This is a genomic window from Kitasatospora sp. NPDC057965, from assembly GCF_042887135.1.
GTDB lineage: Bacteria > Actinomycetota > Actinomycetes > Streptomycetales > Streptomycetaceae > Kitasatospora.
Genome location: NZ_JBHVPZ010000021.1, coordinates 39,964 through 53,362 on the forward strand (window position 1 = coordinate 39,964; position 13,399 = coordinate 53,362).

Genomic DNA, 13,399 nt, shown 5'->3' on the forward strand with positions numbered 1-13,399 from the left:
GGCGGGCGGCACGGGCACGGCGGGTGAAGGGGGCCGGATGGCCATCCAGCGCGGGAACGCGGTCGGGAACGCGGTCGGGGACCCGGGGGTGGAGCGGCTGAAGGCCGACTCGGTCGGCCTGACGGGCGTGGTGTTCATGGCGGTCGCCACGGCCGCGCCGATCACCGCGATGACCGGCAACCTCCCGATCGTCGTCGGCCAGGGCAACGGCGCCGGCGCGCCCGCCGCGTACGTCCTCGCGACCCTGGTGCTCACCGTCTTCTCGGTCGGCTACGTGGCGATGGCCCGTCACATCACCGCCGCCGGGGCGTTCTACGGCTACATCTCGCACGGACTCGGCCGGGTCGTCGGGATGGCCTCGGGGCTGCTGGCGGTGCTCGCGTACATCGTCTTCGAGGCGGCGGTGATCGGCTTCTTCGCGTACGCGCTGCGCGGGCTGGTCGCCGCGCAACTGGGGGTGGAACTGCCCTGGGGCTGGTACGCGGCGCTGGGGCTGCTGGTGATCGCGGTGATGGCCTGGTTCGACCTGCACCTGACCGCCCGGGTGCTCGGGGTGGCGCTGGTGCTGGAGATCGCCGTGCTGGGCGCCGTCGCGCTGGCGGTGCTGTTCACCGGCGGCGGACCGGACGGGATCGTCGGGGAGGCGCTCGATCCGCTGAACGCCTTCCGCGGTGTGCACGGCACGGGGACCGGGGGTGCCGGGCTGGGCCTGTTCTTCGCGTTCTGCTCGTGGGTCGGCTTCGAGTCCACCGCGATGTACGGGGAGGAGTCCCGTGACCCCGGGCGGGTGGTGCCCAGGGCGACGCTGATCTCGGTGGTCGGGGTCGGTCTCCTCTACGTCCTGGTGTCCTGGACGATCGTCTCCGGCAACGGCGTGCGGCACGCGGTGGACGTCGCGGGCGGCCTGGTCCCCGGCAAGGACGGCAACAGCCTGTTCTTCGACCCGCTCGGCGCGCACCTCGGCGGCTGGGCGGTCACGGTCTTCCGGTGGCTGGTGGTGAGCGGCTCCTTCGCCTGCGCGATGGCCTTCCACCAGTGCGCGGCCCGGTACCTGTACGCGATCGGGCGCGAGGGGTTCATCCACCGGGCGCTCGGGCGCACCCACCCCCGGCACGGCTCGCCGCACGTCGCCTCGCTGGTCCAGTCGGTGATCGCGGCGGCGTTGGTGGCCGGGTTCCTGGTGGCCGGGATGGACCCGTACGCGCATCTGTACACCCTGCTGGCGCTGCTCGGGACGATGGCGATCCTGATCGTGCAGACGCTCTGCTCGTTCGCGGTGGTCGGCTACTTCCACGTGCTGGGCCGTCATCCGGGGACCGGGCACTGGTTCCGGACGCTGGTGGCGCCGCTGGTCGGCGGGGTGGCGATGGCGGGGGTGGTGGTCCTGCTGGTGGTCAACCGGGACGCCGCCGCCGGTGCGGCCGCCGGCACGCTGCTGTTCCGGCTGATCCCGTTCCTGGTGATCGGCACCTTCCTGGGCGGGATCGGGCTGGCGCTGTGGATGCGCGCCCGCCGTCCCGACCGGTACGCCCGGATGGGGCGGATCGTCCTGGCGGACGCGGCGGAGCGCTCCGACGAAGCGGCGCCGGTGGTGATGTGACGATTCGTCAGTGGAAGCCGGCTCGGACGTCGGTGCCTCAGTGGCGGCGGGTGGGGAGCGCCTGTTCGGCGGCGGTCACCAGTTGGTGCACCCGGTGGCCGAACTCGTCGGCGTCGCGGGCGGGTTCGGGGAAGGCCAGGCGGACGTCGCGGTGACCGTGCGGGTGGTCCAGGCGCAGCACCAGGCCGTACCGGTCGAGGGCGAGCGGGCGGACGGCGGGCCCCGCGGCGAGCAGTGCCGGGTCGACCAGCCGGGTGAGCAGGTCGAGGGCGTCCCGGTGGCCGTCGGCCAGGTGGGTGAGCAGGCCGGCCTCGAAGCGGGCGAGCGGGTCGGGGGTGGCGGCCGCGAGGTCGGCGCCGGTGATCGCGGAGGTGCCGTACGGGGTGGAGAGCACCGCGTGGGCGACGTCCAGGCGGAGGTGGACGCTGAGGCCGTCGTCGGCGAGGTGGGCGAGGTGGAGCCGGCCGGCCAGCGTGAGACGGCCGCGGACCCGGTCGCGGACGGCCACCGGGGCGATGTCGGTGAGGTCGAGCACGACGGCGAGGCCGTCCTGGTCGCGGGCGGCGGCGACGGTGAGCGGGGCGTCGAGCGGGGCGCGCAGCCGCAGCCGGGAGCCGTGCACCGAGACGGGGGTGGTGAGTTCGTGGTGCTCGCCGTCGGCCCGGAGGGCGACCGAGGAGGCGGCGGTGAGCAGGCTGCCGATCCGGTCGGCGGCGCTCGGCTCGGTGGCGGTCGCTTCGGCGGTCCCGTCGGACGGGGTGGTCCCGTCGGCCGGGGTGGTCGCGGCGTCGAGGGGGTGCGGGCTCATGGGTTCGGGACCTCCGGCTGACTGCCTGGCTTTTGGTTAGGTGAGCCTAACCTAATGACGTGGGAGATGGCAGGGCAAGGCACCGGGCGGGCGGGAAACGCGAAGGGCCCGGACGCGAGGTCCGGGCCCTTCGGCGGTGACGGCGGGGTCAGCCGACGACCGCCTGGGCGTCGATCTCCACCAGCATCGGCTCCTGCGGCAGCTCGACGAAGATCGTGGTGCGGCACGGCTTCACGCCGCCCGGCTTGACGTTCTCCTCGATGAACGCGGCGTAGACCTCGTTCATCAGCGGGAAGTCGGCGCGCTTGGTGAGGTACACCCGGAACATCACCACGTCCTCGATGGTGGCGCCGCCCGCCTCGACGATGGCCTTGACGTTCTCCAGCGTGCGGCGCGTCTGCGCCTTCACGTCGCCGTGGTACAGGTACTCGCCGGTGGCCGGGTCCTGCGGGCCCTGGCCGGAGACCTGGAGGATCGGGCCCTTGCGGACGCCCTGGGAGAACATCCAGGCCGGGGCGGGGGCGCCGTCGGTGCGGATCTCGGTCTTGTCGCTCATGCGGGTTCGCTTCCTCGGTGGGGTGCGGGCGGGGGTTCGGGGGGAGTCGCGGGTGCGGCGGGTCAGCGGGTCGGCGGGTGCGGCGGGTCGGCGGGTTCAGGGGTGGTTCGGGGCCTGGCCGCAGTCGGCGGAGATCGCCCGGGTGGTGCTGAGCAGCTGCGGCAGCAGTTCCAGCACCTGCTCGTACGGGAGGACGACGTCCGGCACGGAGATCGAGGCGGCGGCCACCACCCGGCCGCTGGCGTCGCGGATCGGCGCGGCCACGCAGTTGATGAACGCCTCGTGCTCGGCATGGTCCTGCGCCCAGCCCTGGGCGGCGACCTTCTCCAGCTCCGCGAGCAGCGCTTCGGGGGTGGCCAGGGTGCGGGGGGTGTGCGGGACGAAGTCGATCCCGGCCACCACCCGGCGCCGCTCCGGCGCGGGCAGGTCGGCGAGCAGGACCTTGGAGACCGCGGCGCTGTGCAGGGCGGCGCGCAGGCCGATCCGCGAGTACATCCGCACCGGGTGGCGGGAGTCGTACTTGTCGATGTAGACCACCTCGCCGCCTTCGTATGCCGCCAGGTGCACGGTCTGGCCGGTGGCGGCGTTCAGCTCCGCCAGGTGCGGGGCGGCGATCCGGCGCACCCCGCGCTGCTCCAGGGCGAGGCCGGAGAGGGCGAAGAGGCCGGCGCCCAGGTGGTAGCGGTAGCCGGCGTCCCGGTAGACGAATCGTTCCTCTTCGAGGGACTGGAGCAGTCGCAGCACGGTCGTCTTGTGCACGCCGAGCACCTCGGCCAGCTGGTCCAGGGAGCGCTCGCCCTCGCCGAGCTCGGCGAGGATGCGCAGGGCGCGGGTGACGGTCTGGCTCATGGTGCTCCAAGGGCCGGGGCGGCGGCCGGTCGAGGGTCGGCGGCACCGCCCCCGGGGGCGGTGGTCTCCGTGGTGCGCGCGGGGGTGGTCGGTGCGGACAGGACAGGAGACACGATGCCATCCGCCGACACCCGGGTGGCCGCCCAGTCCTCGGGTGCGGCGTCGAGCAGGGCGGCGACCACCGCGGCGGGCGGCAGTTCGGCCTGGTCGCCGTGGGCGGTCAGCGCGCAGGCGGCGCTCAGGTGGCCCAGCCGCAGCCGGCGGCGCTGGTCGAGGCCGCGGACGGTGCCGGCCAGGTAGCCGGCGGCGAAGGCGTCCCCGGCGCCGGTCGCCTCGACCACCTCGACCGCCAGCGCCGGTTCGCCGACCGCGCTGCCGTCGCGCCCGATCGCGGTGACCAGCCGGGCGGCGTCCTTGACCACCACGGTGGCGGGGGAGGGGAAGCGCCGGCGCAGCTCCTGCGGGTCGCCGGTGCCGAAGGCGGTCTCGGCCTCGTCGGCGCCCAGCAGCAGCAGGTCGGCGGCGTCCAGCAGGGGCGGCAGCACCGAGGGGTCGCGCTCGCGCCAGAGCGCGGGGCGCCAGTTGAGGTCGAAGCTGACCAGCCGGCCGGGGCGGCGGTCGGCGAGCAGAGCGCGGATCAGGGCGAGGCAGTCGTCGGAGAGGGCGGCGGTGATGCCGGACAGGTGCAGCAGCCGGGCGCCGTCCAGCAGCCGGGTGGCGGCCGGGTCGGCCAGCAGGGCGGGGGAGAGGGCGGCGGCGGCCGAGCCGCGCCGGTGGTAGTGCAGCCGGCTGCGGCCAGGACCGAGATCGTGGCGCTGGCCGGTGCTGCCGCCGACCTCCTTGAGGTACAGGCCGGTCGGGCGGTGCGGGTCGACGGCGACCGCGGAGACGTCCACGCCGCGGGCGGTCAGCTCGCCGAGCAGACGGCGGCCGAAACCGTCGTCGCCGACCCGGCTGATCCAGGCGCTCGGCACCCCCAGGGCGGTCAGGGCGCCGGCCACGTTGGACTCGGCGCCGCCGACCGAGAGGCTGAAGGTCTCCACCGACTCCAGGGGGCCGGGCCGGTCCGGGAGGAGGACGGCCATCGACTCGCCCACGCAGACGGCCGGCGGGGTGGGCGCGGCGGAGCCGGGGGCGGACGGGGCGGACTGGGCGACCGTCGGACGGTCGGGCTGTGGGGTGCCCGGGCTCACGGCGGCGTCCTGGCGTGGCATCTGCTGGGCTCCTCGGAGTGCTGCGGCCCGGCCGGGTGGGGGGTGCTGTGGCGAGCCTGCCTGACCCGCCGGTGGCGGGCGGCTGTCGTTGACCTTCGTCCGGCGCCGATGCTAGAACCGTGCTGCCAGCATGTGCAACCCTCATTGCGCATGTTGCAACATGGCAGATGGAGGAAGACGGTGGACCAGACCTTCGCAAGCAGCGGTACCGGCCCCGGCCTCGACACCCGAGCGGTGGCGGCGCTGGCCGAGGAAGTGCTCGACTGGCGGTTCAAAGCGCTGCCACCGGCCGCCGCGGGCCTGACCGTCCGCCAGTACCTGGCCACCGGCCCCACCCTCGCCGACCTCGGTACCCCGCTGCTCACCCTCGACGCGGGCGCGCTCGACCACAATCTGCGCACCATGGCCCGCTGGTGCGCCGACGCCGGTGTGGCACTCGCCCCGCACGGCAAGACCACCATGGCGCCCGCGCTCTGGCAGGACCAGCTGGCCGCCGGCAGCCACGGCATCACCCTCGCCAACCTGCCGCAGCTGCGGGTCGCCCGCGCCTTCGGTGTGCGGCGGGTGCTTCTCGCCAACTCGCTGCTCGACCCGGCGGGCCTGCGCTGGCTGGCCGGTGAGCTGGCCGCCGACCCGGACTTCGCCTTCGCCTCCTGGGTGGACTCGGTCGACAGCGTCCGGCTGATGGACGGGGCGCTGCGCGCGGCCGACACCGGGCGCCCCGTCGAGGTGCTGGTCGAACTCGGCGGCCCGGGCGGGCGCACCGGCGCGCGCACCGTCGACGCGGCGGTGGAGATCGCCGAGGCCGTCCGCAACGCGCCGACCCTGCGGCTGGCCGGCATCGGCGGCTACGAGGGCGCGCTGGCGCACGACGCGAGCGAGGGCGGCCTCGCCGCCGTCCGCGGCTACCTGCGGTCGCTGGCCGAACTGCACGGGCGGCTCGCCGGCCGGTACGCGGACGGCGCCGCGCCGATCGTGACGGCCGGCGGCAGCGCCTACTTCGACCTGGTGGCCGAGGAGCTGGGTGCGCTGCCGGAGGCCTTCGTGGTGCTGCGCTCGGGCGCGTACGTGGCCCACGACGACGGCTTCTACCGGGGCATCTCGCCGCTCGCCCGCGGCGCCGGCCGCGACGGCGGGGCGCTGCGCTCGGCCCTGCACGGCTGGGCCCGGGTGGTGTCCAGGCCGGAGCCGCAGCTGGCGCTGCTGGACGCGGGCAAGCGCGACCTGCCGTTCGACGAGGGCCTGCCGGAGCCGCAGCGGGTGCGCGGCGGCGCCGAGCTGACCGGCACGGCGGCGCGGATCACCGCGCTCAACGACCAGCACGCCTTCCTGCGCGACGCGGGCGACCTCGCCCCGGTCGGCGCCGTGCTGCGGCTGGGGATCTCGCACCCGTGCACCGCCTTCGACAAGTGGGCGCTGATTCCGGTGCTGGACGACGCCTCGGCGGCCGAGCCGAAGGTCACCGGCCTGGTCAGGACGTTCTTCTGATGGGCGGCGAACCGGCTGACGCCCGGGTGACGGCTCTCGGGGCGGGGGCTCCCGGCGCGACGGTCTTCCGGGGTGCCACGGTCGTCGACGGCACGGGCGCCGGGCGGTACCGGGCGGACGTGCGGATCGCCGACGGGACGATCGTCGAGGTCACCGAGGCAGGCGCCGGCGCCGGCGCCGGAACAGCGGCGGGCGGCGCGGTCCGGGTGGTCGACGCGGACGGGCTGGTACTGGCCCCCGGTTTCATCGACATGCACGCCCACTCCGACCTCGCCCTGCTGCGCGAACCCGAGCACCCGGCCAAGGTCACCCAGGGCGTGACCTGCGAGGTCCTCGGCCAGGACGGCCTGTCCTACGCACCGGTCGACGACCGCACGCTGCCCGCGCTGCGCCGCCAGATCGCCGGCTGGAACGGCGACCCGGACGGCTTCGACTGGGACTGGCGGACCGTCGGCGGCTACCTGGACCGGCTGGACCGGACCGGCCCCGCCGTCAACGCCTGCTACCTGGTGCCGCACGGCTCGCTGCGGATGCTCGCCATGGGCTGGGAGAACCGCGCCCCGAGCGAGGCCGAACTCGACCGGATGCGCGAGCTGTTGGCGCAGGGCCTCGCCGAGGGCGCGGTCGGCATGTCCAGCGGCCTGACCTACACGCCCGGCATGTACGCCGGGACCGAGGAACTGGTCGAGCTCTGCCGGGTCGTCGCCGGCTACGACGGTTTCCACGCCCCGCACCAACGCTCTTACGGCGCGGGTGCGTTGGAGGGGTACGCGGAGATGGTCGAGATCGCCCGACGGTCCGGCTGCCCGCTGCACCTCACCCACGCCACGATGAACTTCGGCGTCAACGAGGGCCGGGCCGGGGAACTGCTGGACCTGGTCGACCGCGCGCTCGGCGACGGCGTGGACCTCACCCTGGACAGCTACCCCTACCTGCCCGGTTCCACCACCCTGGCGGCCCTGCTGCCCGGTTGGGCCACCGAGGGCGGCCCGCAGGCCACCCTGGCCCGGCTCGTCGACCCGGCCGCGCGCGAGCGGATCCGGTACGAGGTGGAGGAGAAGGGCAGCGACGGTTGCCACGGCGTGGTCACCGACTGGGCCACCATCCAGCTCTCCGGCGTCGGCACCCCCGAACTCGCCGACGCCGTCGGCCGGACCGTCGCCCAACTCGCCGACGAGCAGGGACGCAGCGGCACCGAGGTCTTCCTCGACCTGCTGCTCCGCGACCGGTTGGCCACCACCATCCTCCAGCACGTCGGCCACGAGGAGAACGTCCGGGCGATCATGCGCCACCGCGCGCACACCGTCGGCAGCGACGGGCTGCTCGTCGGCGCCCGGCCGCACCCGCGTGCCTGGGGCACCTTCCCGCGCTACCTGTCCCGCTACGTCCGGGAGTTGGGCGTCCTGACGCTGGAGGAGGCGGTCGCCCGGATGACCGGCCGCCCGGCCGCCCGGCTGCGCCTGCACCGGCGCGGGCGGATCGCCGCCGGGTACCACGCCGACCTGGTCCTGTTCGATCCCGACCGGGTCCAGGACGCCGCCACCTTCGAGCAGCCCCGGCGGCCCGCCGTCGGCATCGAGCACGTCTACGTCAACGGCACCGCCGTCGTGGAGCAGGGCCGCACCACCGGTGCGCGCCCCGGCCGGGCGCTGCGCCGGACCGGTCGGGGGGCGGAGGCCGTATGAGGCCCGGCCGTCATGACGTCGAGTGGTCCGTGAATCCGAGTGAATGGATGGAAGCCCTGTGAATCCCGCGAACCCGAGCCCTGCCAGCCCTGTCAGCCCTGTCAGCCCTGCGAGTCCGGTGAGCCCGAGCCCCGCCGGCCCGGGGCCGGGCCACCGGACGGCTCCCGACGCGGCCGTCGTGGCGCGGACGCGGACCGCGCTCGCCGCCGAACCGGTGATCGCGGTCGTCCGCGCTCCCCGGATACCGGACGCCGCCGCGCTCTGCGCCGCACTGGCGGATGGCGGCATCACCTGGACCGAATTCACCTTCACCACACCGGATGTGACGATCCATCTGGAGAAGGCGGCGCAGGCCGGTCACCGGGTCGGCGTCGGCACGGTGCTCACCGCCGAGCAGGCCAGGAGCGGCCTCGCCGCCGGCGCGACGTTCCTGGTCACCCCCGGTCTGCGCGCCGACGTGGCGCACGCCGCGCACGCGGCCGGGGTCCCCGTGGTGCTCGGCGCGCTCACCGCGACCGAGGTGGCCCAGGCGGTCGACCTCGGCGCCGCCGCCGTGAAGATCTTCCCGGCCCGGGCCTTCGGCCCCGGCTACTTCAAGGACCTGCGCGGGCCGTACCCGGACGTCCCGCTGGTCGCCTCCGGCGGCGTCAACACGGGCAACGCGGCGGAGTTCCTGGCGCACGGCGCGCTGGCGGTCTGCGCCGGGACGGACGTGGTGGCGCCGGAGGTGGTCGCGGCCGGGGACTGGGCCGAGATCACCCGGCGGGCGCGGGCGTTCACGCAGGCCTGTGCGTCCCGATGACGGACCCACCCGGTGGTCGGACCCGGTTTGTGGCGGGCCGGGCCACCGGGCGGGAACGGGGGCGGCGGGGGCGCGGGGGAGTGGAAGGGGCTCGGAAGGGCGCACGGTCGGGCCGGGCGCTGCTTCCGGGAACCGTGCGACGGTCCAGGAGTGGCCGGGCCGGACTGTTGGGGCGGCCGGGATTCGACGAGAATCGGTAGCCCCCCGGCACCCGGCAGGAGGATCCACCCATGACCTCGACCCGCCCCGGCCCCGACTGGCTGACCGACGCCGTGCTCTACCAGATATACCCCCAGACCTTCGCCGACTCCGACGGCGACGGCACCGGCGACTTCGCGGGCATCACCGAACACCTCGACCACCTCGCCTGGCTGGGCGTGGACACGGTCTGGCTGAACCCGTGCTTCGCCTCGCCGTTCCGCGACGCGGGGTACGACGTCGCCGACTACCTCACCCCCGCCCCGCGCTACGGCACCACCGAGGACCTCGCCACCCTCGTCGAGGCGGCGCGCCGCAGGGGCATCCGGGTGCTGCTGGACCTCGTCGCCGGCCACACCTCCGATCAGCACCCCTGGTTCCGCGCGTCGGCGCAGGACCCGTCCGACCACCGCTACATCTGGTCGGAGCGGCCGGTGGACGGCTTCGTCGCCTCCCCGGGTGAGCGGACCGGCTGGTACCGGCCGAACTTCTTCGACTGCCAGCCGGCGCTCAACTTCGGTTACGCGCGCGGCAATCCGGACGAGCCCTGGCGCCAGTCGGTGGACGCCGAGGGCCCGCGCGCCAACCGCGCCGCGCTGCGCGCGATCATGGCCCACTGGCTCGGCCTCGGGGTGTCGGGCTTCCGGGTCGACATGGCGTCCTCGCTGGTCAAGGACGACCCCGGCTTCGTCGAGACCGGCAAGCTCTGGACCGAACTGCGCGACTGGCTCGACCGCGACCACCCGCAGGCCGCCCTGTTCGCCGAGTGGGGCGACCCGGCCGCCGCCGTCACCGCCGGCTTCCACGCCGACTTCCTGCTCCAGTTCGGCGGCACCGACGACGGCCTGCCGCTGCGCTCGCTGTGGAACAACAACGCGGGGACGGTGAAGGAGTACTGGAAGCAGGGCCCGTGCTACTTCGAGGCCGACGGGCGCGGCACGCCGCAGGTCTTCCTGGACGCCTGGCGCTCGGCGGCCGAACTCACCGAGGGCACCGGGCACATCGCCCTCCCCACCGCCAACCACGACTTCTCCCGGCTGGCGACCGGTCCGCGTTCCGCCGACCAACTGGCCCCGGCCTTCGCCCTGCTGCTCACCTGGCCGACCCTGCCGGCGGTCTACTACGGCGACGAGATCGGCATGCGGTTCGTGCCGGACCTGCCGGACACCGAGGGCAGCGAGCTCACTCCGACGTACAACCGGGCCGGCTCGCGCACCCCCATGCAATGGGCGCCCGGCCCGAACGCGGGCTTCTCCAGCGCGCCCGTCGAGCGGCTCTACCTGCCGGTCGACCCGGATCCGCACCGGCCGGACGTCGCCACCCAGCGGGCCGATCCGACCTCGCTGCTGCACACCGTGCGGCGGCTGATCGCGCTGCGCCGGGCGCACCCGGGGCTGGGGGCGAGGGGCGCGGTGGAGGTGCGGCACGCCGGGTACCCGCTGGTCTACACCCGCGCCGGGCGGTACCTGGTGGCGGTCAACCCGCGCCGGGAGCCGGCGGTGGTGCCGGCGGACGTGGCGTTCGGCGGGCACGGCCGGGCTCGGCCGCTGGACGTCCAGGGCGTGCGCGTCGGCGCGGGGGGCGAGTTGCAGGCGGACGGGTTCTCGTACGGCGTGTTCGAGCTGGGGTAGCGCCGTGGGGAACGGGGTGGCGCCGTAGGGGGCGCTCGGCGGGGGTGAGGCCTCGATCACCGGGGGCGGACTTCGGTCCGCCCCCGTGGTGGTTGTAGACTGCATCTAGATAGTTGCATTTACCATTCATCATTGCCGTTGCCGGATCGTCGGAGGATGGACCGAACCCCCATGAGCACACCCCGGACCACCGCCGCAGCGCCCGCTCTGGGGCACTCGCTCAAGCACCTGGCACTCCACCTGCTCACCCCGCTGCTGATGTGTCTCGGGATGGCGCTCGCCTATCAGAGCGCCTTCCACCAGCCGGAGCCGCACCACCTGAAGGTCGCCGTCGTCGGCACCGCGCCGCAGGCCCGCGAGCTGGCCGGAGCCGTGCAGGCGGCGGCGGGCGACGCGCTGGACGTCTCCACGCTCCCGGACCGCGCGACCGCCGAGCAGCGACTGCTCGGCCGCGACCTGGTCGGCGCGTTCGTGCCGGACGCAGGCCACCCCGAGCTGCTGGTCGCCAAGGCCAACTCGGACACCTCGGCGATGGCGGCCGAGAAGGTGTTCCAGCGCGTCGCCGGGGAGCAGGGCACGCCTCTCACCGTCACCGACCTCACCACCCCGAGCCAGGGCGACCCGACCGGCCAGGGCCTCTTCTTCCTGCTGGTCGCGCTGAGCATCGGCTCCTACGGCAGCGTCGCCGTGATCGGCGCGGCCGGCGCGGCGCTGAGCATGCGGATCCGGGTCCTGGTCGGCCTCGGCGTCTCGCTCGCGGTGAGCCTCGTCGGGATCGTCACCGCCGGGCCGGTCTTCCACGTCGTGGACCACGACCTGGCCGGGGTCTGGGCGCTCGGCTGGCTGTACTCGGCCGGCGTGATCGGCATCGGCATCGGGCTGCACGGCTTCCTCAAGCGGTGGACCACGCTGGCCATGATGGTGCTGTTCGTGATGCTGAACTTCACCAGCTCGGGCGGTGTCTACCGGCCGGACCTGCAGAACGGGTTCTTCGGCGGGCTGCACTCCTTCTGGACGGGCGCCGGCTTCCTGGAGGGCGCGCGCAGCCTGCTGTACTTCGACGGCGGCGCCGGGTTCGGCGGGAACGTGCTGGTGCTGGTGCTCTGGCTGGTGGCGGCGGGTGTGCTGGTGACCGGTGCGGCGCTGTACGAGAAGCGCGGCCGGGCGGCGGGCGAGCCGGGGGGCTCCGGCGTCCTCGGTGCCGGTGCCGGTGCCGGTGCCGGTGCCGGTGCCGGAGCCGGAGCCGAGGCCGAGGCCGCCGCGGCCGAGGACGAGATGGAGGAGTCGGCGGTCGCGGTCTGACCGTTCGGGCGCACCCGCGGTCGTGGGACCGTGGGAGCGTGGGACGCGGCACTGCTTCACCGGGCGCCAAGGGCATCGGCGCCCGGTGGGGATCAGGGGCCCGCGACCGGCTCTGGACAAGCCGGTCGCGGGCCCCGCCGTCGCCGCCCGTCAGGGCACCGGGCGTCGAGGCGCGGCCGACCGGGCGATCCTCGCGACGGCACAGCCCGGCGGCGTCGGGGCCGCCGGGCGTCCGTGCTGTGCTGACGAGGGCCGCCGTCCGCCGTCCCGCTGAGGAGTCCCGCCGTGCCCCGACCGTTCCGCCGCTTCGCCGGCCCGGCCCCGGCCGCCCTGCTGTCCGGTGCCCCGGCCGCCGTCCTGGCGCTGGCGCTGCTCGCCGCCACACCGGCCGTGGCCGTGGCGCCGCCACTCTCCGACCCCCGGATCGTCGCCCACTTCGACATCTCCGAACACCTCCAGCCCGAGAACATCGCGGTGGAACCCGACGGCTCGGTGGACCTCACCTTCTCCTTCGCCCGCCAGGTCGGCCGCGTCGACCCGGACGGCCGCCTCACCGTCCTGGCCACCCTGCCCGAGCCCGCGCACCCGGCGACCCCCGTGCTCGGCCACGCCGCCGTCTCCGGACTGGTCCGCGCCCACGACGGCACGCTGTACTTCGGCTACGCCACCGGCACCGCGGACCTCACCGGCATCTGGCGGCTCTGCCCCGGCGGCGCGCCCGAGCGGATCGCCGCACTCCCCGCGAACAGCCTGCCCAACGGCCTCGCGCTGGACGCGCCCGCGGGCGTGCTGTACTCCTCCGACTCGGCGCTCGGCCTGGTCTGGACCGTCCCGCTGGACGGCGGCGCCCCGGCGGTCTGGTCGGACGACGCCCTTCTCAAGCCGGTCAGCGCCTTCGGCGCCAACGGCCTCAAGGTGCACCGCGGCGCCGTGTGGGTCGGCAACACCGACACCGGCTCCCTGCTGCGCATCCCGGTCCGCCCGGACGGCACGGCCGGTCCGGCGGAGGTCCGCGCTGACGGCCTCGCCGGGCTCGACGACTTCGCCTTCGTCGGCCCCGGTGACGACCTGCTCGCGGCGCTCAACCCCGCCAGTGAGGTCGTGCGCCTCGGCCCGGACGGCTCCCGGCACACCGTCCTCGACGCGGCGGACGGCCTCTCCAACCCCACCGCGGTCGGCATCGGCGGGGACACGGTGTACGTGCCGAGCGCCGCCTACTTCACGATGGCCGACCCGAACCTGCTGGCGGCGACGCTGGAGCGCTGA

The 13,399-nt window shown here is 74.9% G+C and carries 11 protein-coding genes; 7 read left to right on the plus strand and 4 right to left on the minus strand.

Features of this window, described 5'->3' with window-relative positions:
* Positions 1-37 precede the first annotated feature (37 nt).
* Positions 38-1,600: an APC family permease gene (locus ACFVVU_RS25905; protein ID WP_387792461.1), complete on the plus strand. Its 1,563-nt coding sequence runs from the start codon at positions 38-40 to the stop codon at positions 1,598-1,600.
* A gap of 37 nt (positions 1,601-1,637) precedes the next feature.
* Here the strand turns inward: ACFVVU_RS25905 and ACFVVU_RS25910 are convergent, their stop codons facing one another.
* The 4 genes from ACFVVU_RS25910 to ACFVVU_RS25925 all read right to left on the minus strand — a co-directional run bounded on the left by ACFVVU_RS25910 (position 1,638) and on the right by ACFVVU_RS25925 (position 5,027).
* Complete coding sequence (locus ACFVVU_RS25910) at positions 1,638-2,408, minus strand: DUF2470 domain-containing protein (protein WP_387792463.1); 771 nt, start codon at positions 2,406-2,408, stop codon at positions 1,638-1,640.
* Positions 2,409-2,556: 148 nt separating this feature from the next.
* Positions 2,557-2,964, minus strand: a complete 408-nt coding sequence (locus ACFVVU_RS25915) for a RidA family protein (protein WP_380682309.1) — start codon at positions 2,962-2,964, stop codon at positions 2,557-2,559.
* A gap of 96 nt (positions 2,965-3,060) precedes the next feature.
* Complete coding sequence (locus tag ACFVVU_RS25920) at positions 3,061-3,813, minus strand: IclR family transcriptional regulator (protein ID WP_380682310.1); 753 nt, start codon at positions 3,811-3,813, stop codon at positions 3,061-3,063.
* Positions 3,810-5,027, minus strand: coding sequence for a sugar kinase (locus ACFVVU_RS25925; RefSeq protein ID WP_387792466.1), 1,218 nt, complete (start codon positions 5,025-5,027; stop codon positions 3,810-3,812). The genes ACFVVU_RS25920 and ACFVVU_RS25925 overlap by 4 nt, the downstream gene beginning before the upstream one ends.
* 180 nt (positions 5,028-5,207) lie before the next feature.
* Here ACFVVU_RS25925 and ACFVVU_RS25930 point away from each other — a divergent pair, with 180 nt between their 5' ends.
* The 6 genes from ACFVVU_RS25930 (at position 5,208) to ACFVVU_RS25955 (ending at position 13,399) form a co-directional block, all read left to right on the plus strand.
* Entirely contained in the window at positions 5,208-6,515 is a 1,308-nt protein-coding gene (locus ACFVVU_RS25930) for an amino acid deaminase (protein ID WP_387792468.1), read from the plus strand.
* Entirely contained in the window at positions 6,515-8,200 is a 1,686-nt protein-coding gene (locus ACFVVU_RS25935) for an amidohydrolase family protein (protein WP_387792469.1), read from the plus strand. The genes ACFVVU_RS25930 and ACFVVU_RS25935 overlap by 1 nt, the downstream gene beginning before the upstream one ends.
* Before the next feature lie 178 nt (positions 8,201-8,378).
* Entirely contained in the window at positions 8,379-9,002 is a 624-nt protein-coding gene (locus tag ACFVVU_RS25940) for a bifunctional 4-hydroxy-2-oxoglutarate aldolase/2-dehydro-3-deoxy-phosphogluconate aldolase (RefSeq protein WP_387792470.1), read from the plus strand.
* Positions 9,003-9,232: 230 nt separating this feature from the next.
* Positions 9,233-10,831: an alpha-amylase family glycosyl hydrolase gene (locus tag ACFVVU_RS25945; protein WP_387792472.1), complete on the plus strand. Its 1,599-nt coding sequence runs from the start codon at positions 9,233-9,235 to the stop codon at positions 10,829-10,831.
* A gap of 171 nt (positions 10,832-11,002) precedes the next feature.
* Positions 11,003-12,133, plus strand: a complete 1,131-nt coding sequence (locus tag ACFVVU_RS25950) for a hypothetical protein (protein ID WP_387792473.1) — start codon at positions 11,003-11,005, stop codon at positions 12,131-12,133.
* A gap of 285 nt (positions 12,134-12,418) precedes the next feature.
* A complete protein-coding gene (locus ACFVVU_RS25955; protein WP_387792475.1) occupies positions 12,419-13,399 on the plus strand; it encodes an SMP-30/gluconolactonase/LRE family protein in 981 nt (326 codons plus the stop codon).

What these genes read in the sequence shown, in the direction of transcription:
- ACFVVU_RS25925 (WP_387792466.1), bottom strand. Translation starts at nt 5,027, where the DNA reads ATGCCACGCCAGGACGCCGCCGTGAGCCCGGGCACCCCACAGCCCGAC.
- ACFVVU_RS25935 (WP_387792469.1), top strand. Translation starts at nt 6,515, where the DNA reads ATGGGCGGCGAACCGGCTGACGCCCGGGTGACGGCTCTCGGGGCGGGG.
- ACFVVU_RS25945 (WP_387792472.1), top strand. Translation starts at nt 9,233, where the DNA reads ATGACCTCGACCCGCCCCGGCCCCGACTGGCTGACCGACGCCGTGCTC.
- ACFVVU_RS25905 (WP_387792461.1), top strand. Translation starts at nt 38, where the DNA reads ATGGCCATCCAGCGCGGGAACGCGGTCGGGAACGCGGTCGGGGACCCG.
- ACFVVU_RS25950 (WP_387792473.1), top strand. Translation starts at nt 11,003, where the DNA reads ATGAGCACACCCCGGACCACCGCCGCAGCGCCCGCTCTGGGGCACTCG.
- ACFVVU_RS25915 (WP_380682309.1), bottom strand. Translation starts at nt 2,964, where the DNA reads ATGAGCGACAAGACCGAGATCCGCACCGACGGCGCCCCCGCCCCGGCC.
- ACFVVU_RS25910 (WP_387792463.1), bottom strand. Translation starts at nt 2,408, where the DNA reads ATGAGCCCGCACCCCCTCGACGCCGCGACCACCCCGGCCGACGGGACC.
- ACFVVU_RS25920 (WP_380682310.1), bottom strand. Translation starts at nt 3,813, where the DNA reads ATGAGCCAGACCGTCACCCGCGCCCTGCGCATCCTCGCCGAGCTCGGC.